The 22,867-nt window shown below is 60.9% G+C and carries 17 protein-coding genes; 12 read left to right on the top strand and 5 right to left on the bottom strand.

The window, feature by feature from the left end:
- The first annotated feature begins 23 nt into the window (after positions 1-23).
- From M2401_RS25605 to M2401_RS25560, 10 genes are all read left to right on the top strand, one after another.
- A complete protein-coding gene (locus M2401_RS25605; protein WP_259107411.1) occupies positions 24-1,196 on the top strand; it encodes an alginate biosynthesis protein Alg44 in 1,173 nt (390 codons plus the stop codon).
- Between the two features lie 2 nt (positions 1,197-1,198).
- Entirely contained in the window at positions 1,199-2,617 is a 1,419-nt protein-coding gene (algK, locus tag M2401_RS25600; protein WP_259107398.1) for an alginate biosynthesis TPR repeat lipoprotein AlgK, read from the top strand.
- Positions 2,614-4,095, top strand: coding sequence for an alginate export family protein (locus M2401_RS25595; protein ID WP_259107396.1), 1,482 nt, complete (start codon positions 2,614-2,616; stop codon positions 4,093-4,095). Before algK ends, M2401_RS25595 begins: the two co-directional genes overlap by 4 nt.
- A 67-nt stretch (positions 4,096-4,162) precedes the next feature.
- Positions 4,163-5,746 (top strand): mannuronan 5-epimerase AlgG, encoded by a 1,584-nt coding sequence (gene algG / locus M2401_RS25590; RefSeq protein ID WP_259107394.1) that lies wholly within the window; start codon positions 4,163-4,165, stop codon positions 5,744-5,746.
- Between the two features lie 16 nt (positions 5,747-5,762).
- Positions 5,763-7,205: an alginate O-acetyltransferase gene (locus tag M2401_RS25585; RefSeq protein ID WP_259107392.1), complete on the top strand. Its 1,443-nt coding sequence runs from the start codon at positions 5,763-5,765 to the stop codon at positions 7,203-7,205.
- 8 nt (positions 7,206-7,213) lie between these two features.
- Positions 7,214-8,338, top strand: a complete 1,125-nt coding sequence (locus M2401_RS25580; RefSeq protein WP_259107388.1) for a mannuronate-specific alginate lyase — start codon at positions 7,214-7,216, stop codon at positions 8,336-8,338.
- A 204-nt stretch (positions 8,339-8,542) separates the two neighbouring features.
- The gene (locus M2401_RS25575; RefSeq protein WP_259107379.1) at positions 8,543-10,108 is read left to right on the top strand and encodes an MBOAT family protein; all 1,566 of its coding nucleotides are present in this window, start codon (positions 8,543-8,545) and stop codon (positions 10,106-10,108) included.
- 10 nt (positions 10,109-10,118) lie between these two features.
- Positions 10,119-11,306, top strand: a complete 1,188-nt coding sequence (locus tag M2401_RS25570) for an alginate O-acetyltransferase (protein WP_259107377.1) — start codon at positions 10,119-10,121, stop codon at positions 11,304-11,306.
- 13 nt (positions 11,307-11,319) lie between these two features.
- Complete coding sequence (locus M2401_RS25565; protein ID WP_409033980.1) at positions 11,320-11,985, top strand: alginate O-acetyltransferase AlgF; 666 nt, start codon at positions 11,320-11,322, stop codon at positions 11,983-11,985.
- A 114-nt stretch (positions 11,986-12,099) separates the two neighbouring features.
- Entirely contained in the window at positions 12,100-13,551 is a 1,452-nt protein-coding gene (locus tag M2401_RS25560; protein WP_259107375.1) for a mannose-1-phosphate guanylyltransferase/mannose-6-phosphate isomerase, read from the top strand.
- Between the two features lie 107 nt (positions 13,552-13,658).
- Here the strand turns inward: M2401_RS25560 and M2401_RS25555 are convergent, their stop codons facing one another.
- The gene (locus M2401_RS25555) at positions 13,659-16,193 is read right to left on the bottom strand and encodes an RHS repeat domain-containing protein (RefSeq protein ID WP_259107373.1); all 2,535 of its coding nucleotides are present in this window, start codon (positions 16,191-16,193) and stop codon (positions 13,659-13,661) included.
- Positions 16,194-16,363: 170 nt separating this feature from the next.
- Between M2401_RS25555 and M2401_RS25550 the strand changes: the two genes are divergently transcribed.
- Both M2401_RS25550 and M2401_RS25545 read left to right on the top strand, forming a co-directional pair.
- Positions 16,364-16,828 carry a multidrug transporter gene (locus M2401_RS25550; protein ID WP_259107366.1) on the top strand — a complete coding sequence of 155 codons (465 nt, stop codon included), beginning with the start codon at positions 16,364-16,366 and terminating at the stop codon, positions 16,826-16,828.
- A gap of 17 nt (positions 16,829-16,845) precedes the next feature.
- Entirely contained in the window at positions 16,846-17,667 is an 822-nt protein-coding gene (locus M2401_RS25545; RefSeq protein WP_259107364.1) for an SDR family oxidoreductase, read from the top strand.
- A 138-nt stretch (positions 17,668-17,805) separates the two neighbouring features.
- Here the strand turns inward: M2401_RS25545 and M2401_RS25540 are convergent, their stop codons facing one another.
- From M2401_RS25540 to M2401_RS25525, 4 genes are all read right to left on the bottom strand, one after another.
- Positions 17,806-18,669 (bottom strand): HlyD family secretion protein, encoded by an 864-nt coding sequence (locus M2401_RS25540; RefSeq protein WP_259107362.1) that lies wholly within the window; start codon positions 18,667-18,669, stop codon positions 17,806-17,808.
- A gap of 19 nt (positions 18,670-18,688) precedes the next feature.
- Entirely contained in the window at positions 18,689-18,889 is a 201-nt protein-coding gene (locus M2401_RS25535; RefSeq protein WP_259107360.1) for a DUF1656 domain-containing protein, read from the bottom strand.
- Complete coding sequence (locus M2401_RS25530) at positions 18,879-21,053, bottom strand: FUSC family protein (RefSeq protein ID WP_259107358.1); 2,175 nt, start codon at positions 21,051-21,053, stop codon at positions 18,879-18,881. Before M2401_RS25530 ends, M2401_RS25535 begins: the two co-directional genes overlap by 11 nt.
- Positions 21,054-21,252: 199 nt before the next feature.
- The gene (locus tag M2401_RS25525) at positions 21,253-22,764 is read right to left on the bottom strand and encodes an efflux transporter outer membrane subunit (protein WP_259107356.1); all 1,512 of its coding nucleotides are present in this window, start codon (positions 22,762-22,764) and stop codon (positions 21,253-21,255) included.
- Positions 22,765-22,867: the final 103 nt, after the last annotated feature.

The following is a 22,867-nucleotide window of genomic DNA, read 5'->3' as shown; positions in this document are numbered from 1 at the left end:
CCGTTTAATCAGGAACTATCGTCATGAATACAGCCGTGAATGTGAACGTCGTCCATGAATCCGAAGCCCAGCGCCAACATGCACGGGTCAAGATTCCCGCCAAGCTGCGCCTGCTCAACGGGCAACCCAACGCGCCACTGGTGCGTATCGAAGACTTGTCTGCCGGTGGCCTGAGCTATATCGCTCCCGCCAGCCAGCGGCCAACCGTCGGTGACGTGATCAAGGGGCGTCTGCAGTTCCTCATCGACAACCTCGGCCTGGCCATGGATGTCGAGCTGCAAGTGCGCTCCTATGACGCCGCCAGCGGCCGGGTCGGCTGCCAGTTCCAGCATCTGGAAGCCCAGGACATCGCCACCCTGCGCCACCTGATCACCTCGCACCTGAGCGGCGATATCGTCAGCATGGGCGAAGTGCTCGCCACCTTGCAGCGCGACAACTTCACCAAGGCGCGCAAGATCAAGGGTGACGGCAACGGCATGAGCGTGCTCGGCCGCATTCGCGCCGTGACCTTCAGCCTCGGTGTGTTTGTCATCGGTCTGGTGGCGTTCGGCTTCATCTTCAAGACGGTCTACGGCCTGTACTTCGTCAGCCACGCCGAAGCCGGTGTGGTCAGCGTGCCGGGCATGGACGTAACCATGCCTCGCGAAGGCACCGTGCAAAGCCTGGTCGGCGCCGATGGCGTAGTGACCAAGGACGCGCCACTGGCTTCGTTCAGCACCAACATGCTGGAAATGCTTCAGGGCCATCTCGATGACGCCCTGCTGCAACCGGCCAAGGTCGAAGAACTGTTCGGTCGCAAACTCAGCGGCACCCTGACCAGCCCATGTGATTGCACCGTGGCCCGCCAGTTGGTCGCCAACGGTCAGTACGCTGCCAAGGGCCAGGTGATCTTCCAACTGGTGCCGCGCCACACCGCCGCCACCATTGATGCGCGCTTCAGCTATCGCCAGTTCGGCAACGTCATGCCGGGCACCCGGGTGAACTTCCAGATTGCCGGTGAAAGCGAAACCCGCAGCGGTGTGATCACCAGCAGCACCAACCTGGCCGCGACCGACCTGTCCACTGACATCCGCGTGCAAATCCAGCCGGACGAAGCGCTGGACAGCCGCTACGCTGGCAAGCCGGTTGAAGTGACCAGCGATCGGGGCCCGTCCCTGAGCTGGATCATCGATAAAGCCATGGCCGCGGGTCTCTGACCATGACTGGCCCGTTGCGACACTTGTCGACTCCCGCGCTGTTGAGCATTGCTGTAGCCATCGGCATCAGCGGCTGCGCCGGTCTGCCTGACCAGCGCCTGGCCAATGAAGCCCTCAAGCACGGCGATACCGCTCTGGCCGAGCAGAACTACCGGCAACTGGCTGACCTGGGCTACAGCGACGCCCAAGTCGGGCTGGCCGATATCCAGGTCGAAAGCCGTGACCCGGCACAAATGAAACTGGCCGAGGCGACCTACCGTGCCGCCGCCGAGACCTCAGTGCGTGCGCAATCGCGTCTGGGTCGCCTGTTGGCCACCAAGCCCGGCGCCACTGCGGCCGAGCAACGTGAAGCCGAAGGTTTGCTGCAGAAGTCGATCAACAATGGCGAGACCGGCTCGGTCCTGCCGCTGGCCATGCTCTATCTGCAATATCCGCAGACTTTCCCCCAGGTCAACGCGCAGCAGAAGATCGATCAATGGCGCAAGGCTGGCTATCCCGAGGCCGGTCTGGCCCAGGTGCTGCTGTATCGCACCCAGGGCACCTACGATCAGCATCTGGCTGACGTCGAAAATATCTGCAAGCCGCTGCTGGCCAGCACCGATATCTGCTACATCGAGCTGGCCACCGTCTACCAGAAGCGCGGCGAAGCCGACAAAGACAAACTGGCCGCCCTGCTCGATCAGTTGCAGGACGCCTACCGCATCGGCGTCGTCGATCCGGCACGGGTCGATGGCGTAGCGCGCGTCCTGGCTGATCCGGAAATCGGCAAGCCGGACGAGAAAACCGCCCAGGCGCTGCTGGAAAAAGTCGCGCCGGGCTACCCGGTTTCCTGGGTCACCCTGGCCAAGCTGCTCTACGACTTCCCGGACCTTGGCGACGTCAACAAGATGATGGAATACCTGGACAACGGCCGCGCCGCCGACCAGCCCCGCGCCGAACTGCTGCTGGGCAAGCTCTACTACGAGGGCAAGCTGGTTCCGGCTGATCCGGCCAAGTCCGAAGAACACCTGAAGAAAGCAGCCAATACCGAACTGGCCGCCCATTACTACCTGGGGCAGATCTATCGCCGTGGCTACCTGGGCGATGTCTACCCACAGAAGGCCACCGACGAACTGCTCAAGGCCGCACGCGGCGGCCAGAACAGCGCCGATTTCGCCCTCGCCCAGCTGTTTTCCCAGGGCAAGGGCACCAAGCCTGATCCAGTCAACGCCTGGGTCTTCGGCCAATTGGCGCTCAAGCAAGACACTCCCGAAGCCAAGGATCTGGCCCAGCAACTCAGCGAACAATTGCCGCCTGACAAGCTCGCAGTCGCCCAACGGCTGCTGCAACAAGAGCAACAGGTACGGGGCGCCACCGCCAACCAGAACAACACACTGGTGATGCAGGCCCTGCAAAAACAAGACGGCGAGGATGCACTATGAAGTTGAACCCCTTGATGGCAGCCGGGCTTGGCCTGGGCTTTACCCTGCTGTGGGCCTGCCCGACGCTGGCGGCCCTGACCGAAGACAAGAACTTCGGCATTGAAATCAAAGCCACCGCGCAGTCCGAAGACGACCGCGACCTCGGCACCCGTGACGGCGGCGACGTCAACGGTCTGGGCCTGGACCTGCGTCCATGGGCTTACTTCGAGAACGGTAACTGGAGCGCCTACGCCATGGGCCAGGCCGTGACCGCCACCGATATCGTCGAAACCGATACCCTGCGCCAGTCCGCCGATGGCAGCCAGCAAGACGACAGCTCCGCCGACAAGCGCAAGCCCGACAAGAGCTACCTGGCCCTGCGTGAATTCTGGGTCGGCTACAGCGGCTTCACGCCCTACCCCGGCGAGATTCTCAAGTTCGGTCGCCAGCGCCTGCGCAACGACGACGGCCAGTGGCGCGACACCAATATCGAGGCACTGAACTGGGACTTCGACACCACCCTGTTGCGCGCCCATCTGGGTGCTGCCGAACGCTTCAGCGAATACCGCACCGATCTCACCGAACTGGCGCCCCAGGACAAGGATCGCCTGCATGTATACGGCGATATCTACGCCCAGTGGATGCCCGGCCAATGGATCGGCCTGCGCGCGCACCATACCCATGACGACGGCCACCTGAAGACCGGCAGCACCGAGGTCGATTCTCTGGACAAGACCGAGAACGGCGACATGACCTGGCTCGGCCTGGACGTCAACAGCGACGCCTACAACCACAACAACACCAATACGATCAACTACTGGGGCAGCGTCACCGGCCTCAGCGGCTCCAGGCACAGCATCAGCCCGCTGGACCAGAACGGCGTCCGCGTCGCCGGGCAGAAAAGCAGCGACGATGTCAACGGTTGGGCCACCGACCTTGGCCTGCGTCTGCGCCTCGATCCGCAATGGCAGGTCGGCGCGGCCTACGCCCGGGCCAGCGGCGAATACGAACAGAACGGCCTGGAGAGTAACCGCTCGGCCTTTACCGGCACTCGCTCGCGCGTGCACCGCTTCGGCGAAGCCTTTCGCGGCAGCATGAACAATATGCAGTCGGCGACCCTGTTCGGCTCCTGGGAACTGCGCGACGAATACGACGCCAGCCTGGTCTACCACAAGTTCTGGCGCGTCGACGGCAACAAGCCGGTCACCGGCACCGGCATCGATGCGGTGGACAACAACACCGACCCGCTGACCGGCCTGGAATCGAGCACCTCACTGCCGCTGGTCGATGGCAAGAAAGACCTGGGTCAGGAAATGGACCTGGTGGTCACCAAGTACTTCAAGCAAGGCCTGCTGCCGGCGGCCCTGAGCCAGTCCATCGACGAACCTTCGGCCCTGGTGCGCTTTCGTGGCGGCGTGTTCAAGCCCGGTGATGCCTACGGCAGTGGTGTGGACAGCTACATGCACCGCGCGTTTATCGACGTGATCTGGCGCTTCTGATGAACGCGCACAGGAGACGACTTGTGGGCCGAGTTAATCCGACTAATTTCGCAGAGGGTGCAATGAGATGAACAGTCAAGCAAGCCGCAGGCTCTGGCCCTGCACCCTGCTCGGCGGCGCACTGTTGCTGGCAGGCGGTACGGCCCTGGCCAATGCCCCCGTTAGCGGTGCCACCGACAAAGTGGTCAAGGAGCTGCAACAGGCCAAGACCTATACCATCAGCAGCCCGCCCGTCGAACCCTTAGCGCTGGCCAAGCCGGTGCCGCCGGACCTGTCCGGCTACACCGCCGAAGCGGCTGCCGCGAAGATCGTGCGCAGCAAGCCGGGCAAGGTGCGGGTCACCCGTTTCATGATGGAAGACGCCCTCAAGGAATTCGTCGGTGGCGATAACAAGCTGGCCGAATTTGTCCGTCGTCAGCACGGCATTCCCCAGGCAATCTTCATCGAGGACGGCTATGTCAATCTGCGCGACCTGACCAAGACCCTGCCGAAGAAATACTTCAGCGAGACCTCGCCGGGCGTGTTCCTGGCGCGGATCCCGATCGTGGTCGGGCGTAAAGGCATCTTCGAAATCGACGGCAAGACCCAGGAGCTGCGCCTGTCTCAGGAAGGCGGTTCGTTCCTGATCAACGATGGCCAGATGTTTATTCGGGACACCAAGGTCACCGGCTGGCGCGAGGCTGACAACGGCCCGGCGAGCTTCCGTTCGCCCAAGGAATTCCGCCCATTCCTGCTGGCCTGGGGCGGCACCGATACCTACATCATCAACAGCAAGATGGCCAGTTTCGGTTACGCCAACAGCAAGTCCTACGGGGTGAGTATTTCCCAGTACACGCCGAACATGGCCAAGGTGCTCAAGCGCCCGCAACCGACCGGCTGGATCATCGGCTCCGAGTTCAGCGACATGTGGTACGGCTTCTACTGCTATGAAGCCCGGGACGTGGTGGTCAAGGGCAATACCTACAAGGACAACATCGTCTATGGCATCGACCCTCACGACCGTTCCCACGGCCTGATCATCGCCAACAACATTGTCCACGGGACAAAGAAAAAGCACGGCATCATCATTTCCCGGGAAGTGAACGACAGCTTCATCTTCGGCAACAAGAGCTATGACAACCACCTTTCGGGCCTGGTGATCGACCGTAACAGTGTGAACAACCTGGTGGCCTACAACGAGATCTACCAGAACCACACCGACGGCATCACCCTGTACGAAAGCGCGGACAACTTGCTCTACGGCAACCGCGTCATCGCCAACCGCCGCCACGGCATCCGCGTGCGCAACAGCGTCAACGTGCGCCTCTACGAGAACATCGCCATGGGCAACGGCCTGATGGGCGTGTTCGGCCACATCAAGGACCTCAGCGACACCGACCGCGACATCGCCCTGGACCCCTTCGACGCCGAAGTCTCGCTGATCGTGGTCGGCGGTGAACTGGCCGGCAATGGCTCCGGCCCCCTGTCCATCGACTCGCCCCTGAGCGTGGAGCTGTACAAGGTGTCGATGAAAGCCCCGGTCAAGGCCAGCGGCATCAGCTTCAACGGTGTACTGGGAGAGCGTCAGGGGGAAATCCTCGATCTGCTGGTGCGCCAGCAAAAAGCCGTATTGATCGATCCGGTCGAACGCCAAGCCGATCTTCGCGACTGAGCAAAGGTATTTTTTTATGCACGCCCATTTGATCAAGCTTCTCAGTTTCAGCGGTCTCAGCGCCGCCCTGTTTGCCATCAGCGCCGGCACCGCCAGCGCTGAAAACCTGCCCGCGGCGCCGACCTTCACCGCCGAGCCGTGCTGCAACCTGTGCCCGGAAGCCCATGACGCCAAAAACTACGTTACGCGCTACCAGCAGAACTTCACCACTCTGGTCCAGGCCCAGGGCGACTGGCTGTTCCGTACCCAGGAAGACCTGCGTACCGAGTTCAACACCACGCCCGAAGGCTACCGGCGCATGCAGGAACTGCACGACGCCTTCAAGAGCAAGGGTGTCGAACTGGTGGTGGTGTATCAGCCGACCCGTGGCCTGGTGGATCGCAACAAACTCTTCCCCGCCGAACGCGACAAGTTCGACTACGACACCGCCCTGAAAAACTATCAGGCGATGCTCGGCCGCTTCAGCAAAATGGGCTACTGGGTGCCGGACCTGTCGCCGTTGACCAACGAGCAACAGGCCCATGATTTCTACTTCCGTGGCGACCAGCACTGGACGCCATACGGTGCCGAGCGCACGGCGAAAATCGTCGCCGAGACCGTGAAGAAAATGCCCCAGTTCGCCGACATTCCACGGCGTGAATTCGAAACCCATCGCATCGGCCGCATGGGCAAGAAAGGCACTCTGCACAACATGGCCGGGCAGCTGTGCGGCACCAGCTATGCGATCCAATACATGGACCAGTTCGGCACCGAGCCCAAGGGCGAAGCCGCCGACGGCGATCTGTTCGGCGATTCCGCCACGCCGCAGATCACCCTGGTCGGCACCAGTCACAGCGGCAAGAACTACAACTTCGGTGGCTTCCTGCAGCAGTACATCGGCGCCGAAGTGCTTAACGTCGCCTTCCCCGGCGGCGGTCTGGAAGGCTCGATGTTGCAATACCTGGGCAGCGACGACTTCCAGAAGCACCCACCGAAGATCCTGATCTGGGAATTTTCCCCGCTCTATCGACTCGACCAGGAGACCATCTACCGCCAGATGATGTCGATGCTGGGCAATGGTTGCGAAGGCAAGCCCGCGCTGATGAGCGCCAAGGCCTCCCTCAAGACCGGCACCAATGAAATTCTGGTCAATGGCGGTGCCAAGGACGTGCGTAACGGCAGTAATCAGGTCGACATCCGCTTCGCCGACACCTCGGTGAAAACCCTGCAGGCCCGTCTCTGGTACATGAACGGGCGTCACGAAGACCTGAAGATCGAGAAACCGGAGACATCCGATACCGACGGGCGCTTCGCCTTTGAACTGCGCGAGGACAAGGACTGGGCAGACCAACAACTGCTCGCACTGGAACTGCAAGGCCCGGAAGCGGGCGCGGCACCTCAGCAAGTCGAAGCGACAGTATGCAAACGCAACGTATTCCCCGGCGCGGGCAAAAGCTCCACCGCCCAGGCCGGGCTATGAGGTTTCCTATGCACACTAAAAGATTGATGCTTCCTTCCCTTTTGTCCCTGGCCATGCTCTTTGCAGCCGGTACGACCCAGGCCGCCGGCACGTTGGTGCCGCCCCAGGGTTACTACGCGGCCATCGATAAGGTGAAGGAGAAAGCCGGCAACTTCAGCTGTGACGCTGCACCGGCACCCTACACCGGCGCCTTGCAGTTCCGCAGCAAATACGAAGGTTCGGACAAATCCCGTTCGACCTTCAATGCGACGTCCGATGAAGCCTTCAAGGATGCCACCAAGAGCATCACCTCCCTTGAGCGCGATATCAGCAAGGTGGTCATGCAGTACATGCGCGATGGCCGTCCGGAACAACTGGACTGCGCCCTCAACCTGCTGACCAGCTGGGCCAAGGCCGATGCCCTGGAGTCCACTGACTTCAACCACACCGGCAAGTCCATGCGCAAATGGGCGCTGGGCAGCATGGCGTCGTCCTATCTGCGCCTGAAGTTCTCCGACTCGCATCCGCTGGCCACCCGCCAACAGGAAGCGCAGATCATCGAGGCCTGGTTCAGCAAGCTCGGCACCCAGGTGGTCAGCGACTGGGACAACCTGCCCCTGGACAAGACCAACAACCACTCGTACTGGGCGGCCTGGGCCGTGATGGCCACTTCGGTGGCGACCAATCGCAAGGACCTGTTCGACTGGTCGGTGAAGGAATTCCGCCTCGCCGCCACGCAGGTCGATCAGGACGGCTTCCTGCCCAACGAGCTCAAGCGCAAGCAACGCGCGCTGGCCTATCACAACTACGCCCTGGCACCGCTGGCAATGATCGCCAGCTTCGCCCAGGTCAACGGCGTCGATCTGCGTCCGGAAAACAACGGCGCCCTCAAGCGCCTGGGCGATCAGGTGCTGGCCGGGGTCAAGAGCCCCGACGCCATTGCCTCGCGCAGCGGCGAATCCCAGGACATGACCGACCTCAAGGCGGACAACAAATACGCCTGGCTGGAACCCTACTGCTCGCTCTACAGCTGCGCCCCGGACGTACTTGACCGCAAGCACAAGATGCAACCGTTCAAGAACCCGCGTCTGGGCGGGGACGTGACCAAGGTCTACGACCCGAGTCATGACAAGGGCGATAAAGGCGGTACCTGAGGGACTGACACAAACCCTGTGGGAGCGGATTCATCCGCGAAAGGGCCGGTACATTCGCTACATATGAGCGGTCTTCACTGACCTCTTCGCGAATGAATTCGCTCCCACAAATGACGCAGAAATGAGCGATACACCCCCGGTTTCTGGATGGGGGGTTTGGGGGGGCTTTGGCCCTTGACTGTTGGACAAACGGAGAAAATCAGGATGGTGTTCTCATCCAATGTGTTCCTGTTCCTGTTCCTGCCGGTGTTTCTCGGCTTGTACTACTTGAGCGGAACACGCTATCGCAACCTGCTGCTGCTGATTGCCAGCTACGTGTTCTATGCCTGGTGGCGCGTGGACTTCCTCGCCCTGTTCGCCGCCGTCACGCTGTGGAACTACTGGATCGGCCTGCGCGTCGGCGCCGCTGGCGTGCGCACCAAACCGGCCCAGCGCTGGCTGCTGCTCGGCGTGGCCGTGGATCTGTGCATCCTCGGCTACTTCAAGTACGCCAACTTCGGCGTCGACAGCCTCAATGCGATCATGACTTCGATGGGGCTCTCGCCTTTCATCCTGACCCATGTGCTGCTGCCCATCGGCATCTCGTTCTACATCTTCGAGTCCATCAGCTACATCATCGATGTGTATCGCGGCGACACCCCGGCCACCCGCAACCTGATCGACTTCGCGGCGTTCGTGGCGATCTTCCCGCACCTGATAGCAGGTCCCGTGCTGCGTTTCCGTGACCTGGCCGACCAGTTCAACAACCGCACCCATACCCTGGACAAGTTCTCCGAAGGCGCCACGCGTTTCATGCAGGGCTTCATCAAGAAAGTGTTCATCGCCGACACCCTGGCCGTGGTCGCCGACCATTGCTTCGCCCTGCAACACCCGACTACCGGTGATGCCTGGCTCGGCGCCCTGGCCTACACCGCGCAGCTGTACTTCGACTTCTCCGGCTACAGCGACATGGCCATCGGCCTGGGCCTGATGATGGGTTTCCGCTTTATGGAAAACTTCAAGCAGCCCTACATCAGCCAGTCGATCACCGAGTTCTGGCGGCGCTGGCACATCAGCCTGTCGACCTGGCTGCGTGACTACCTGTACATCACCCTGGGCGGCAACCGTGGCGGCAAGATCGCGACCTACCGCAACCTGTTCCTGACCATGCTGCTGGGCGGCCTGTGGCACGGCGCCAATATCACCTACATCGTCTGGGGCGCCTGGCACGGCATCTGGCTGGCGATTGAAAAAGCTCTGGGCATCAACACCACGCCACGCAGCTTCAACCCGGTCCGCTGGGCCCTGACCTTCCTTCTGGTAATCATGGGCTGGGTGATCTTCCGCGCCGAGAACCTGCACGTCGCCGCACGCATGTACGGCGCCATGTTCAGCTTCAGTGAATGGCAGCTGTCGGACCTCAACCGCGCCAGCCTCACCGGCCTGCAGATCGCCACCCTGGTAGTGGCCTACATCACCCTGGCGTTCTTCGGCCTGCGCGACTTCTACAAAAACCGCGCCCCTTTGAAGACCGATCGCGACAAGCCTGTACAGGCCGATGGCCCTGCCACCGCACAACCGGGCCTGATCAAGGCCGTACCGGGCGACGCGCCAGACAGCATTCATCAGCCGGGCTACATCGTCGGCACCGAGGCCCAGGTGCAGCCGGCCTACTGGACCGCCGACTGGTCGCGCTACGTGATGCGCGGCCTGATCCTGCTGATGTTCGTTGCCTCGATCCTGAAACTCTCGGCGGCCAGCTTCTCGCCGTTCCTTTACTTCCAGTTCTGAGGAGCCAGCCATGACCCGCTCATTCCGCATCCTCTACATAGCCCTGTTCCTGGCCATTCTGCTGGCGCTGGGGCTGTGGTCTCTGCGCAGCTTCAGCGGCTTCTCGACGTCCAAGGAAACCACTGTGCTCAATGGTCACTGGACCAAGGCCGTGGAAACCCACTACGACGACCAGTTCCCGCTCAAGCGCCTGGGCACCAACCTCTGGGCAGCCCTGGATTACAAAGTGTTCAAGGAAGGCCGTCCCGGCGTTGTGCTCGGCAAGGACCAGTGGCTCTACACCGACGAAGAGTTCGACGCCGTCGCCAATGGCGAGCAGAACGAAGCCGACAACCTGGCGCTGATCCAGGGCGTGCGCGACACCCTCAAGGCCCACGGCACGCAACTGGTGATGGCGGTGGTTCCGGCCAAGGCCCGCCTGTATCCGGAGCATATCGGCAGCGTCACACCCACCGCCGTGCATGCCGACCTGTACAACCAGTTCCACGCCCAGCTCAACAGCATCGGCATCTTTGCCCCTGACCTGTTGCAGCCGCTGGAACAGGCCAAGAACAACGGCCAGGTGTTCCTGCGCACCGACACCCACTGGACGCCCATGGGCGCCGAAGTGGTCGCGCAGCAACTGGGCGCTGCAATCGCCAGCCACGCACCATTCAATGGCGACCCGCAGACCTTCGTCACCCAGGCCAAGGACAGCGCGCCGTACAAGGGCGACCTGACCAACTACTTGCCCCTGGACCCGCTGTTCACTGACTTGCTGCCCAAGCCCGACCAGTTGCAGAAGCGCGATACCCAACCGGCCCAGGCCGAAGCCGCCGGCGACGACGCCCTGTTCGCCGACAGCGAGATTGCAGTCGGTCTGGTCGGCACCAGCTACAGCGCCAACCCCAACTGGAATTTCCTTGGCGCCCTGAAACAGGCACTGCGCAGCGACGTGGTGAATTACGCCGAAGACGGCCACGGGCCGATTCTGCCGATGCTCAAGTACCTGCAAACCGACGCGTTCAAAAATAGCGCACCGCAAGTGGTGATCTGGGAATTTCCTGAACGCTATCTGCCCGCCCACAACGACCTTGGCGAGTTCGATCCACAGTGGATCGCTGACCTGAAGAAGTCTCGCGCTCCCCAAGAACAGCCTCAACAAAACCTGGCCGCTAACGCCAAACAATCCGAGTCGCCCGATCGGGCGCAAAACTGAGAGGACTCATCCCATGACCCTACAGACCATGCCTACCCGTAAAAACCGCCTGTTCGCCGCCTGCACCCTGGCCATTGGCCTGACCCTCGGCGCCACGTCCGCCTGGGCAGCCGGTGACTCAGCGCTGTACGGCCCTACCGCGCCAAAAGGCTCAACCTTCATTCGCGTGTACAACGCCAGCGGCAGCGAGATCAACGCCAGCGTCGGCAACACCCCACTCAATGAAATAGCGCCTCAGGCCAGCACCGCTTTCAGCTTCATGCCCCAGGGCGACTACAGCGCCAAGGTCGGCAGCCAGACCCTGCCGGTGAAACTGGCCAGTGACCACTATTACACCCTGGTCAACAACGCCAGCGGCGCACCGCAACTGGTGGAAGAGCCACCGTTCAAGAACAAGCAGAAATCCCTGGTTCGCGTGCAGAACCTCAGTGACAAGGCCCTGACCCTGAAGACCGCCGACGGCAAGACCAACGTGGTCGAGGCAGTGAAGGCCAAAGGCACCGGCGAGCGCGAGATCAACCCGGTCAAGGTCACCCTGGCCCTGTATGACGGCGACAAGAAAATCAGCGACGTAAAACCCGTGGCCCTGGAGCGCGGTGAAGCCGCCGTGCTCTACGTCACCGGCAGTGGCAGCAGCCTGTCGCCGGTGTGGGTCAAGCCACCGGTTGCCAGCCGCTAAGTGATTGTGTCGCTCGGCCCGCATAGAGGCGGGCCGGGCGACCCGGAACAAGAACAAGACAGAAACGACAGATACCGACATACAGCCCTAAACGAATATTCTTGGAGAAACAAAATGATTCCAGTGATCTTGTCAGGTGGTAGCGGTTCCCGACTCTGGCCGCTTTCGCGCAAGCAATTCCCCAAACAGTTCCTCGCCCTGACCGGCGATCAGACCCTGTTCCAGCAAACCCTGAGCCGTCTGGTCTTCGACGGCATGCAGGATCCGGTGGTGGTCTGCAACAAGGACCATCGCTTTATCGTCAATGAGCAATTGGCGGCCCTGAACCTGGACACCCACGCCATCATCATGGAGCCGTTCGGCCGCAACACCGCCCCGGCCGTGGCCCTGACCGCGATGATGCTGGTCGCCGAAGGCACTGACGAGCTGATGCTGGTCCTGCCCGCTGACCATGTGATCGAGGACCAGAAGGCCCTGCAACGCGCCCTGGCCCTGGCCACCGTGGCCGCCGAGCGCGGCGAAATGGTGCTGTTCGGCGTGCCGGCGAAAAAACCGGAAACCGGCTACGGCTACATCAAGTCCACCGCCGACGCCCTGCTGCCCGAAGGCGTCAGCCGGGTCTCGCACTTCGTCGAGAAACCCGATGAAAAACGCGCCGCCGAGTTCGTCGCCGATGGCGGCTACTTCTGGAACAGCGGCATGTTCCTGTTCCGCGCCAGCCGCTTCCTCGAAGAGCTGAAAAAACACGATCCAGATATCTACGACACCTGCGTACTGACCCTGGAACGCAGCAAGCACGAAGGCGAGACCATCGATATCGACGAAGCCACCTTCGCCTGCTGCCCGGACAACTCCATCGACTACGCGGTCATGGAAAAAACCCAGCGCGCCTGCGTCGTACCCCTCGATGCCGGCTGGAACGATGTCGGCTGCTGGGCGTCGCTGTGGGCTGTTCACGAAAAGGACAGCAACGGCAACGTCAGCAAAGGCGACGTGGTGATCCAGGACAGCCGCAATTGCATGATCCATGGCAATGGCAAACTGGTCTCGGTGATCGGCCTGGACAACATCGTCGTCGTCGAAACCAAGGACGCCATGATGATTGCCCACAAGGACAAGGTGCAGGGCGTCAAACAGATGGTCAGCACCCTCAACGACCAAGGCCGCAGCGAAACCCAGAACCACCTCGAGGTCTACCGCCCGTGGGGTTCCTACGACTCGGTGGACATGGGCGGGCGCTTCCAGGTCAAGCGCATCTCGGTCAAGCCCGGTGCCAGCCTGTCCCTGCAAATGCACCACCACCGCGCCGAACACTGGATCGTCGTCTCCGGCACCGCTCAGGTGACCTGCGACGAAAACGTCTTCCTGCTCACGGAAAACCAATCCACCTACATCCCGATCGCCTCGGTCCATCGCCTGAAAAACCCGGGCAAGATCCCGTTGGAAATCATCGAAGTGCAATCGGGCAGTTATTTGGGCGAGGATGATATCGAGCGCTTTGAAGATATCTATGGCCGCTCCAATAACCTGGAGGCCGGTGTCAAGACCCAGACCATTGCGCGTTAATACTGCTTAAAAAACTCTCCAGGTTTCACAGGCAGTCACCCTCGGCAGCTTTCTGCGTATTCCCCATCCGCAGAGGGTTGGCGAGGGTTTTTATTGTCTGCTGCACCCTAGCGAGCAAAAGGATCATGCGATGGCCCGCTGGCGCCTCGAGTTCGACAAAAGAATCCGTGAACCTGTCCATACGAAGGCAGCTGCGTCAATATTTTGCTTAATGCGATACTTTTTCCGGGCTTGACGATCAAGACATCATGAAAGTTTTCAGTGTTCATATCTCGAGACGAACGAATACGCGGTTTGCGATTCAGTAGTTGGCTGTGATGCAAAAATGTAGCTCCTCTGTCTTCAAAAGCTGGAGAGTGTGAAATTTCATAGTCTCGAGACTCTTCTCCAAGTAGCACTACCTCAGCCGCAGGAGCAGTAATTTTTCGCGTTTGAAAACGATAAAGATCACGACCGTATACCGACAGCTGCGTGTTGGCAGGCGCATAAAAATTCAACTTTACAGGGGCATTATATATTTTATGAACTGGAGACCTCAGCCGTCCATGACCATGAACAATGAGATCTTTTGGGGCCGAAGGATTATGCAGTTCAAACTGTTTTATAGCGAAATCAGGATAATCCAAAACTACATATTTTTTGTAGCTCGGCATCCTCCATCTACTTGTGAATAAATCTTGTAACGGCGCAAGCCGCAACTGAAGCCGACGAGACAATGATAATAGTTCGCCGCAAAGGCTTTGCTCGTTCCTCGCCAAAGTGATATTGGTACTTTCTGCTTGTGGATCCTCAGAATTGCTCCCTTTATTATCGTTATAACGAATCGGGCTGTTTCGGACCATGCAGTAACGATTCAACCCATCCACCGCCCCCGCCGGATCCGGATTAATCCAGCGCTGCAACCACGCTGCGTAATACCTCAAGCCGTAGTAATACAACCCCGTCGCATCGCGCTCCTTGCCGGAATAACGCACGGTTTTATAGCTCGCCTCAACCGCATTTCTTGCCGCCCACCATGACGTTCCGCCAAATGGGTAATAGCCTTCCTGACTGATGATTTGCGCGTCGTTATCCAGCTCCATCAGGCTGGAACCCAGATGATCATTCAGCGAATAACGCACCTGATCATTGCCGATACCGCCGGGCGGCGAGCTTTGCCAGTGCAATACTCGTACATTACTGCCGCCGGCCTGGGCGGTCATAACATGCAGCACCTCACTGGTGGCCGTATCGCTGCGAATTTCCAGCCCCGGCAAATAACGCACTTCGGCGCGATGGGTCACGGCCCTGGCCTGAGTGGTTTTGATCTTGCGTGTGCGTTGACCGGCGGCGTTGTAGATATAGCGTTCGCTGTCATCGATTCCGGATTCACGTATTACTGGGCGGACCTGCTGCAACTGATTGCGGCGGTCCCAGGTCAACGCTTGGCCGGCTTGCAGTTCCAATAGGTTGCCATTGGCATCGAAGGCAGAGGCAATTTCCTCTTCATCAGGCACATGATCGTTTACGACCAGCAGGGTCCGATTGCTGGTGCGGGATGTCGCAAAGATCTGTGAATGATTTTGCGCACCGACATGGGTCAGCCGTTGCATATTGCCGCCCGCGTCGTAGCGGTAGGTTTGTGTGTAATTGGCCAGTTCCGGCCCTTGATTGACCGCTTCCCGCCCGGTGGCTTCGATCAACTGATAGAGCGTGTCGTAGTGATAGGTCGAGACCGGATCAATGCGCTGATTGGCTAAGTGTCGGGTGGGCTGGGCGCGGTCTTCGATACGGATGACATTGCCCACCGGGTCGTAGTCGTAAATCAGCTGTTGCAGTAGTTCCCCGTTATTGCGCGCGGCTTTCAGTTCAAACAGACGGCCATCTTCCGGACGATAAAAGACGGTGCTGATCACGCCATTGCCCGCTGTTTCAGATTCGACCCGGCCTTGGGCGTCGTAGTGAATGTCACCGACCAATTGCTGTTCCGGCCGATTCTTGAGTTGCACATAAGTGTCTTTCAGTTGCCCGGCAACCGTATGGGCAAAACGCTGAATATTGCCGAGCGCATCGGTTTGTTCGAGGGCCTCGCCCAGTGCATTGAAGCGCCAGCGTGTAGTATCCAGATCATCGGCAAACTCTTGAGTCTGCTCGATCACTTCCCCCGTCAGCGCGAAGCGGTTATTAAGACGCGTACCCGCCAAGTCATCATGCTGAATCAACTGGCCGACTTGATTGAACTCCGTCAAATCTGCACCGCCATACATCAACCACTCAACCTGCTCGCCATCCTCAAAGACCGCCGTGGGCCGCAGTAATTCGTCGTACTCAACCTGCTTGATCGTGCCCCGACCATCCCAAGCGTCCACTATCTGCCCGCCCTCACCGGGCAAGGACAAACGCCACCCCGCATCGACGCTGTCGATCAATAACGCCTGACCACTAAGCGAATAAATAGTCGTGAGATTGGCGGGTAAGTTGTCGCCCCATAGCCGGGGATCCCAGCGGGCAATCAGACGCCCGAACGCATCGAAGTTAGAGTGATTGACCCGCCCCTCAAGTTCGTGCGAGGCATGTTCACGGCAGAAGGCTATTGCATTGATCAACAGGCCGCGCGGTTCAACGCTTTGCAACAGCGGAGTGTGCCGGTGTAAATCGTTCATGATCGGACCGTCCCTGAGTAACTCTTTAAAGCCTAGGAGCAGCGAAGGCGCATGCAAATCCCGGTCAACCCAACGGACGGTCATCGGACGGATGGCTGATAACGCACCATTAGCAAAGCCCACCGCGCGTTAGGTACGATGCCCACTCTTCTGCTGACGAGGCGTGACTCATGCTCATAGGTGCAGTACTTATCCTGACCTGGCTGGTCCTGTTACTGCGTTATCCGGCCAAAGCGTTGCCGGTGTCCGTGGCCGCAGCGGTTGGCCTGGGGATCGTGGCCTTGTGTGTGGTCTGGCAGGACAGTCGAGAGGCGCGGCAACTGGATCGGCTGCAACTGCGCCTGGACTATGCCCCGCAGCAATGCCCGGCGGGCAAGCCGCTGTTGGTGTTGATCGATAACGGCAATGACATCCCACTGGTTGCGCTACGCTGGCAGATCGCGGCCTATGCGCCGGGCGACAGCGTCAATCTCTCGGAAAACAGTTACGAAACCCCGCGCTACAACGGCCCCGGCGAACTGCAGGCCCATGCCCAGTGGCAGGACTGTCTGCCGTTGCCAACCCTGCGCCCCGGTTATCGCCCGCAAACCCTGGAATTCCGTGCCGAGCGCCTGCAAGGCAGTTTCTCGGACTGACACCACAAGGACCTGACATGCCCATCGCCCTTATCACCGGTTGCTCCAGCGGCATCGGCCGCGCCTTGGCGGACACCTTCAAGACGGCGGGCTATGACGTCTGGGCGACCGCACGCAAGCCCGAGGATGTGCAAACGCTGAAACTCGCCGGATTCACCGCCGTGCAACTGGACGTCAACGACGCCGAAGCGCTGCAACGACTGGCGGACGATCTGGGCCTGCAGGCGGGCATCGATGTGCTGATCAATAACGCCGGTTACGGCGCCATGGGGCCGCTGCTCGATGGCGGCGTCGAGGCCATGCAGCGGCAGTTTGAAACCAATGTGTTTTCTATCGTCGGCGTGACCAAGGCGTTCTTCCCGCTGCTACGCCGCAGCCAAGGCCTGGTGGTGAATATCGGCAGTGTGTCGGGCGTATTGGTAACGCCGTTCGCCGGCGCCTACTGCGCCTCGAAAGCCGCCGTCCACGCCCTGAGCGACGCCCTGCGCCTGGAGCTGGCGCCATTCTCCATTGGCGTCATGGAAGTCCAGCCCGGAGCCATCGCCACCAGTTTTGCCAACAATGCCAGCCACGAAGCCGAACGCCTGATCGAAGAGAACTCGCCCTGGTGGCCACTGCGCGAAGGCATCCGCGCCAGGGCCAGGGCCTCGCAGAACAACCCCACCCCCGCCACCGACGTCGCCCGGGATCTGCTCAAGGCCGTGCAACAGCCAAACCCACCAAGACTGCTGCGCCTGGGCAACGGCTGCCGCGTATTGCCGCTGATGTCGTGGTTGCTGCCCAAGGGGTTGCTGGAGAAGCAGTTGAGCAAGCGGTTTGGCTTACAACAACGCTTGTAACAAGCAACCTTTGAATTGAAATAACATCTTGTGGGAGCGCGGCTTGCCCGCGAAGGGCGCGACGCGATATGCCCGATATACCGCGCCGCCCAATTCGCGGGCAAGCCACGCTCCCACTGGTATCAGATCAGCCAACGATCAGCGATTGACCTCAGGATTCACAATCACCGTACAGGTCATCCCCGCCGACAGCACCAGGCCGTCCGGCACTTGGTCCAGGTGGATGCGCACCGGTACGCGCTGGGCCAGGCGTACCCAGTTGAAGGTCGGGTTGACGTCGGCGACCAGTTCGCGGCTTTCCGGGTTGTCGCGGTCGTAGATGCCGCGGGCGATGCTTTCGACGTGGCCCTTGACCAGCTCGCCGCTCATCATCTGCATATCTGCCGGGTCGCCGACGCGTACATGGGGCAACTTGGTTTCTTCGAAGAAGCCATAGACCCAGAACGAGTTCATGTCGACCACGGCCATTTTCGCTTCGCCGATGCGCGCGTAGTCGCCCTTGTGCACGTTGAGGTTGGTGACGTAGCCGTCCACCGCCGACAGCACTTTGGTGCGTTTGAGGTTGAGCTGGGCCGCTTCCAGTTCAGCCTGGGCCAGTTGGTAGTCGGCCTGGGCCGAGGTGGCGATATTGCTGGCGTCGTCACGGTTTTCGGTGGAGATCACCATATTGTCCATGTTGGCGCGACGGCTAGCGTTAACCTTGCGCATCTCCCAGGTCGCCTTGCGCGAGGCCACCTGGGCTTCGGCTTTCTTGACGGCCAACTGGTAATGCTCGGGGTCGATCTGCATCAGCAGGTCGCCCTTGTGCACTTGCTGGTTGTCACGCACCGGCACGTCGACCACCGTGCCGGTGACGTCGGCGGCGACGTTGATGATATCGGCGCGCACCCGGCCATCGCGGGTCCATGGCGTTTCCATGTACTGGATCCAGAGCAGGCGGCCGATCCAGATGGCCAGGGCCAGGACCAGCAAGGTGGCGATCAGACTGAAGAGCTTTTTCATGCCGGTGTTCTCAAGTGCCTCAACGGTAAACAGTGAGCGCCAGGGCGCCGAAAATGCAGCTGAACAGGCTCAGGCGCAGTAGCGCCGGGTGCCAGAAGAAACGGTACAGATCCAGCCCTGACAACACCCGGTCCAACATCCAGGCCAGCACTGCCGCGAGCATGAACATCAGGGTGACGGTGGGCATGTACAGGCCGTGGAAAGCGATTTCACGAGGCATGGGCGAGTCCTTGCGACGAGTATTGCGAGGCGTAGGCCGCCAGGGGCGACTGCGGGTCGAGCAATGACGTGCGAATGAAGTGCAGGTAGCTCTGCACCCGACGCAGGGCCGAGGTGTCGAAGTGCGGGGCGAAGGGCTCATCGGTGTTGCGCACCAGGGTGATGGCGTGATCGACCGCGTACAGGCTGCGCGCCAGATTGTTGCGATCCGGCTGGATGAACAGGCGGATCAACGAGCGGCCCATGACCCGGATCGCCTGACGCCACGGCTGCGATTCGGCATAGCTGGGATGAATCGGCAGCACGGCCTGTTCGCGGCGCAGCTCGATGATCGCGTGGCCGATTTCCAGCACCGAGAACATCCAGCGCAGCAGGTGCCGCTGTACCTGGGGCTTGCCTGCGGCAAGGCCATAGGCCTGATGCAGCAGGTCGCGGGTGCGGCTCTCGAAACGCGAACCCAGGCCACGTAGCGGCGCACTGATGGCGAACACAACCTGCCGTCGCAGGTCGTCTTCCAGGCGCCGCCACATCCAGCCGCTGTTGGGCGGCAGGATGATTGCCCCGGCGGCGGCGCAGATCAGCATGCCAATGACCATGGCGATGTAGTCGTTGACGAAGGTGTAAGGGTTGTAGACCGTCAGGTTGTCCGGCACCGAGCCGATGCAGAAGAAGATCAGCAGGCCGACCCCGTAACCCACCCATTGCGGCCTGGACGCGAGAAACGCACCGAACACAAAGACCGGCGCCAGCAACAGGCACAGCAGGGGGAAACCGTCGATGAACGGGAATAAGAAGAACGTTTCGACAAAGCCACAGACCGCGCCCAGCAACGTGCCACAGGCCATCTGAAATGACATGCGCCGAGGGTTGGGGGTCATGGCAGACAAACCCAGGGTCGCCGCCGACACCAGAATCATCGTCGCCCCGCTGGGCCAGGCCGTCGCCACCCAATACACACTCATGATCGACAGAATGACAGTGCCGCGCAGCCCCGCCGCTACCGATGTCATCCAATTGGTCTTGGACACGAACGGTTCGTCCCAGCCTTCACGCACATGGTTGTGATCGGCCAGGGACGCGTGGGTCTGGGCGTAGTCATGCAAGTCGTTGACGAAGCGGTAGAGCAATTCGTAGGCGGTGTGAAAATCCAGCAGGTCGGCATCGTCCGGCCCGGTTTGCAGCAAGGCACCGCGCAGGCTGCGCACCCGTGCTGGCAGGCTGGATTTATAGGCCTCCAGACGCTCGACCAGACGCGCGGCGTCGCGGTCGGTCAGGGCCTGGCCGGCGAAACCATCGAGCAATTCAGCCAGGGTAATCAGCCCCAGATCGATGGCGGTGAACACTTGCGAACCGTCGCGACCACGCAGACGCTCAAGCAGTTGATGCAAGGCGTTGAAGCGCGTGGTCATGGCCATGAATTCGCTGTTCAAGCGATTGAGCCGGCCATTGCGCCGCCGCATATGCGGGTCTTCGAACACCGTGACGCTGCGCAGCCCCTCCAGGCCAATAGCCTCGACCGTAAAGCGCACGTTGCCCGCCTCGAAAGCAGCGCGTTCAGTGACGCCGCGCAGGCCGTCGCTGACGAATTGGGCAAATACGCCGAAACGCTGGTACAGAGCATTGCGCATCGCCGCGCTGGAACTCTGGGGCAGGATCGCCGCACTGACCGCTGTCGAGCAGACGATGCCCAGAGAGATTTCCAACACCCGCCAGACCGCCGCCATGAACGAGCCTTCCGGGTGCGCCAGGGCAGGCAGGCCGACCATGGCCGCCGTATACCCGGCAAGGACGAAGCCATAGGCGCGGAAATTGCGATAACGCGCCGCCCCCGCCGAGCAGATCCCCACCCATAGCGACAGACAGCCGAGAAACAGCTCCGAGTTCTGCGCGAACAGCGCCATGAACAGGACCATCATCGACGACCCGGCCAGGGTGCCGAGGATGCGATAGAAACTCTTGGCGAACACATGGCCGCTCTGGGGCTGCATCACGATAAACACGGTGATCAGCGCGGTGCGCGGCTGCGGCAGCTCCAGGCGCAGGGCCAGCCAGTAGGTGAGGAAAGCGGCGATCAGGACCTTGAAGATATAGATCCAGGTCACCCCGTCACTGCGTGCCCAGCCGTTGAACTCACGGCGCCATGGCAAGGCACTGAGGCGGTTCATGAGCCCGCACTCATATCAAAGACCGGATCACAATTCGAAATGACAGGGTTTTTTGTGGGAGCGAATTCATTCGCGAAAGCAGTACTCCAGACGATGAAAATGTATCGACCGTACTGCCCCCTTCGCGAATGAATTCGTTCCCACCCTGTCCGGCGGTTTCGGCCCTGGTCCCCGCAGGTGTGAAGTTTGTCGAGGATATTCACCGATCAAACACCGCCAAAGCCGCCGGGGTTTTCGGCGCCTGGGTCTTGTCTTCGCTCGGTACATCGCTGCCCGCCATCAAGCCGCCGCCCAGGGCCACCACCAGTTCGGCATGGGCGCTCAGGCGTGCGGCCTGGACCTGCTGCTGGATCTGTTGCTGGTGGAACAGCAGGGTCTGGGCATTGAGCACATTGAGGTAGTCGGTCAGGCCGCGCTTGTAGGCGATCATGGCAATGTCGTAAGTCTTCTGCGCCGACGCCACGGACTCGGCGGCGAATACATGCTGCTTGTCCATGGAGGCACGGCGAATCAACTGATCGGAAATGCTCTTGAGCGCCATGATCAGCGTCTGGTTGTAGTGCGCCACGGCAATGTCATAACCGGCTGAGGCCTCGCCCAGTTCCGAACGCAGGCGCCCGCCGTCGAAGATCGGCAGGCTGATGGCCGGGCCGGCGCTGTAGTTGAATTTTTTGCCTGCAAGGAATTCCAGCATACCGCCGCCGGTGGCCATGTAGCCGAGGCTGCCGACCAGATCGACGTTGGGGTAGAACCCGGCATGGGCGACGTCGATACCACGGGCCTGGGCCGCGACGCGCCAGCGGCTGGCGACCACGTCCGGGCGCTGACCGAGCAACTGCGCGGGCACCGACGACGGCAACTTCAATGGGTTTTGCAGGGCCAGGGTCGGTCGCTGCAATTGCGCACCATCACCCGGCCCCTTGCCCGCCAGGGCCGCCAGTTGATTGCGACTGAGGGCGATGGCCTCTTCCAGTTCGTCGATCTGGCGGTGGGTTTCCGGCAGCGGCGTTTCGGCCTGACTGACTTCAAAATGAGTGCCGATACCGCCCTGCAGGCGACGCTGGGCCAGGTCGAGGATCTGATTTTGCTGGGCCAGGGTCGCTTCAACGATGTCCAGTTGCGCGTAGTGCAGGGACAGCTGGATATAGGCGCGGACGATATTGTCCTGCAGCTCCAGCTGCGCCTGACGCTCCTCGGCGGCGCTCATGTGGGCCATGTCAAGCGCCTGTTCGGTGGCGTTGCTTTCCCGGCCCCAAAGGTCGAGGGAATAGCTCAGACCGAGAGAGGCATTGTTGTCCCAAGTGCTGGTATTGGACAGCTCGCCGGGACCGTAGAACTGATCGGTGGGCCAATTGTGCCGTTTGATCGTGCTGTCGCCGTTGATATGCAGGGACTCGGCAGACTCGGCAATCCCGGCCATGGCCTTGGCCTGGCGCACACGGGCAGCCGCCATCGCCAGACTCGGGTTGCCCTGCACGGCGAGGTCGATCCAGCGGTTGAGTTGGGCATCGCCATAAGCACGCCACCACTGCGCGGCGGGCCAATGGGCGTCCTGGGCGGCGGTGGCGATCGCCTCGTCGGTGGCCAGCGTATTGGCCGCCAGCGAGTGGCTTTGTGGTGCGATTCCCCCGGTACCGATGCAGCCGCTGATGACTAATGAAAAAGCCCAGATACTGAGGGGCTTGACCCCACTGATGATGCGACGCGGCACAGCTGCGAGTTCCCGACGGAGGTGAAATAGCCCAGAACGCCGATTCTAGAGGCCTGTCAATGCGCCGATAAGACGGGAGATGTGCGATTCTTTGTTACAGAAC

This window comes from Pseudomonas sp. JUb42 (genome assembly GCF_024807945.1).
Taxonomy (GTDB): Bacteria; Pseudomonadota; Gammaproteobacteria; order Pseudomonadales; family Pseudomonadaceae; genus Aquipseudomonas.
Note: the sequence above shows the minus strand (reverse complement) of the source record. Positions and strands in the feature narration are given on the sequence as shown.

What these genes read in the sequence shown, in the direction of transcription:
- M2401_RS25605 (WP_259107411.1), top strand. Translation starts at nt 24, where the DNA reads ATGAATACAGCCGTGAATGTGAACGTCGTCCATGAATCCGAAGCCCAG.
- algK (WP_259107398.1), top strand. Translation starts at nt 1,199, where the DNA reads ATGACTGGCCCGTTGCGACACTTGTCGACTCCCGCGCTGTTGAGCATT.
- M2401_RS25595 (WP_259107396.1), top strand. Translation starts at nt 2,614, where the DNA reads ATGAAGTTGAACCCCTTGATGGCAGCCGGGCTTGGCCTGGGCTTTACC.
- algG (WP_259107394.1), top strand. Translation starts at nt 4,163, where the DNA reads ATGAACAGTCAAGCAAGCCGCAGGCTCTGGCCCTGCACCCTGCTCGGC.
- M2401_RS25585 (WP_259107392.1), top strand. Translation starts at nt 5,763, where the DNA reads ATGCACGCCCATTTGATCAAGCTTCTCAGTTTCAGCGGTCTCAGCGCC.
- M2401_RS25580 (WP_259107388.1), top strand. Translation starts at nt 7,214, where the DNA reads ATGCACACTAAAAGATTGATGCTTCCTTCCCTTTTGTCCCTGGCCATG.
- M2401_RS25575 (WP_259107379.1), top strand. Translation starts at nt 8,543, where the DNA reads ATGGTGTTCTCATCCAATGTGTTCCTGTTCCTGTTCCTGCCGGTGTTT.
- M2401_RS25570 (WP_259107377.1), top strand. Translation starts at nt 10,119, where the DNA reads ATGACCCGCTCATTCCGCATCCTCTACATAGCCCTGTTCCTGGCCATT.
- M2401_RS25565 (WP_409033980.1), top strand. Translation starts at nt 11,320, where the DNA reads ATGACCCTACAGACCATGCCTACCCGTAAAAACCGCCTGTTCGCCGCC.
- M2401_RS25560 (WP_259107375.1), top strand. Translation starts at nt 12,100, where the DNA reads ATGATTCCAGTGATCTTGTCAGGTGGTAGCGGTTCCCGACTCTGGCCG.
- M2401_RS25555 (WP_259107373.1), bottom strand. Translation starts at nt 16,193, where the DNA reads ATGAACGATTTACACCGGCACACTCCGCTGTTGCAAAGCGTTGAACCG.
- M2401_RS25550 (WP_259107366.1), top strand. Translation starts at nt 16,364, where the DNA reads ATGCTCATAGGTGCAGTACTTATCCTGACCTGGCTGGTCCTGTTACTG.
- M2401_RS25545 (WP_259107364.1), top strand. Translation starts at nt 16,846, where the DNA reads ATGCCCATCGCCCTTATCACCGGTTGCTCCAGCGGCATCGGCCGCGCC.
- M2401_RS25540 (WP_259107362.1), bottom strand. Translation starts at nt 18,669, where the DNA reads ATGAAAAAGCTCTTCAGTCTGATCGCCACCTTGCTGGTCCTGGCCCTG.
- M2401_RS25535 (WP_259107360.1), bottom strand. Translation starts at nt 18,889, where the DNA reads ATGCCTCGTGAAATCGCTTTCCACGGCCTGTACATGCCCACCGTCACC.
- M2401_RS25530 (WP_259107358.1), bottom strand. Translation starts at nt 21,053, where the DNA reads ATGAACCGCCTCAGTGCCTTGCCATGGCGCCGTGAGTTCAACGGCTGG.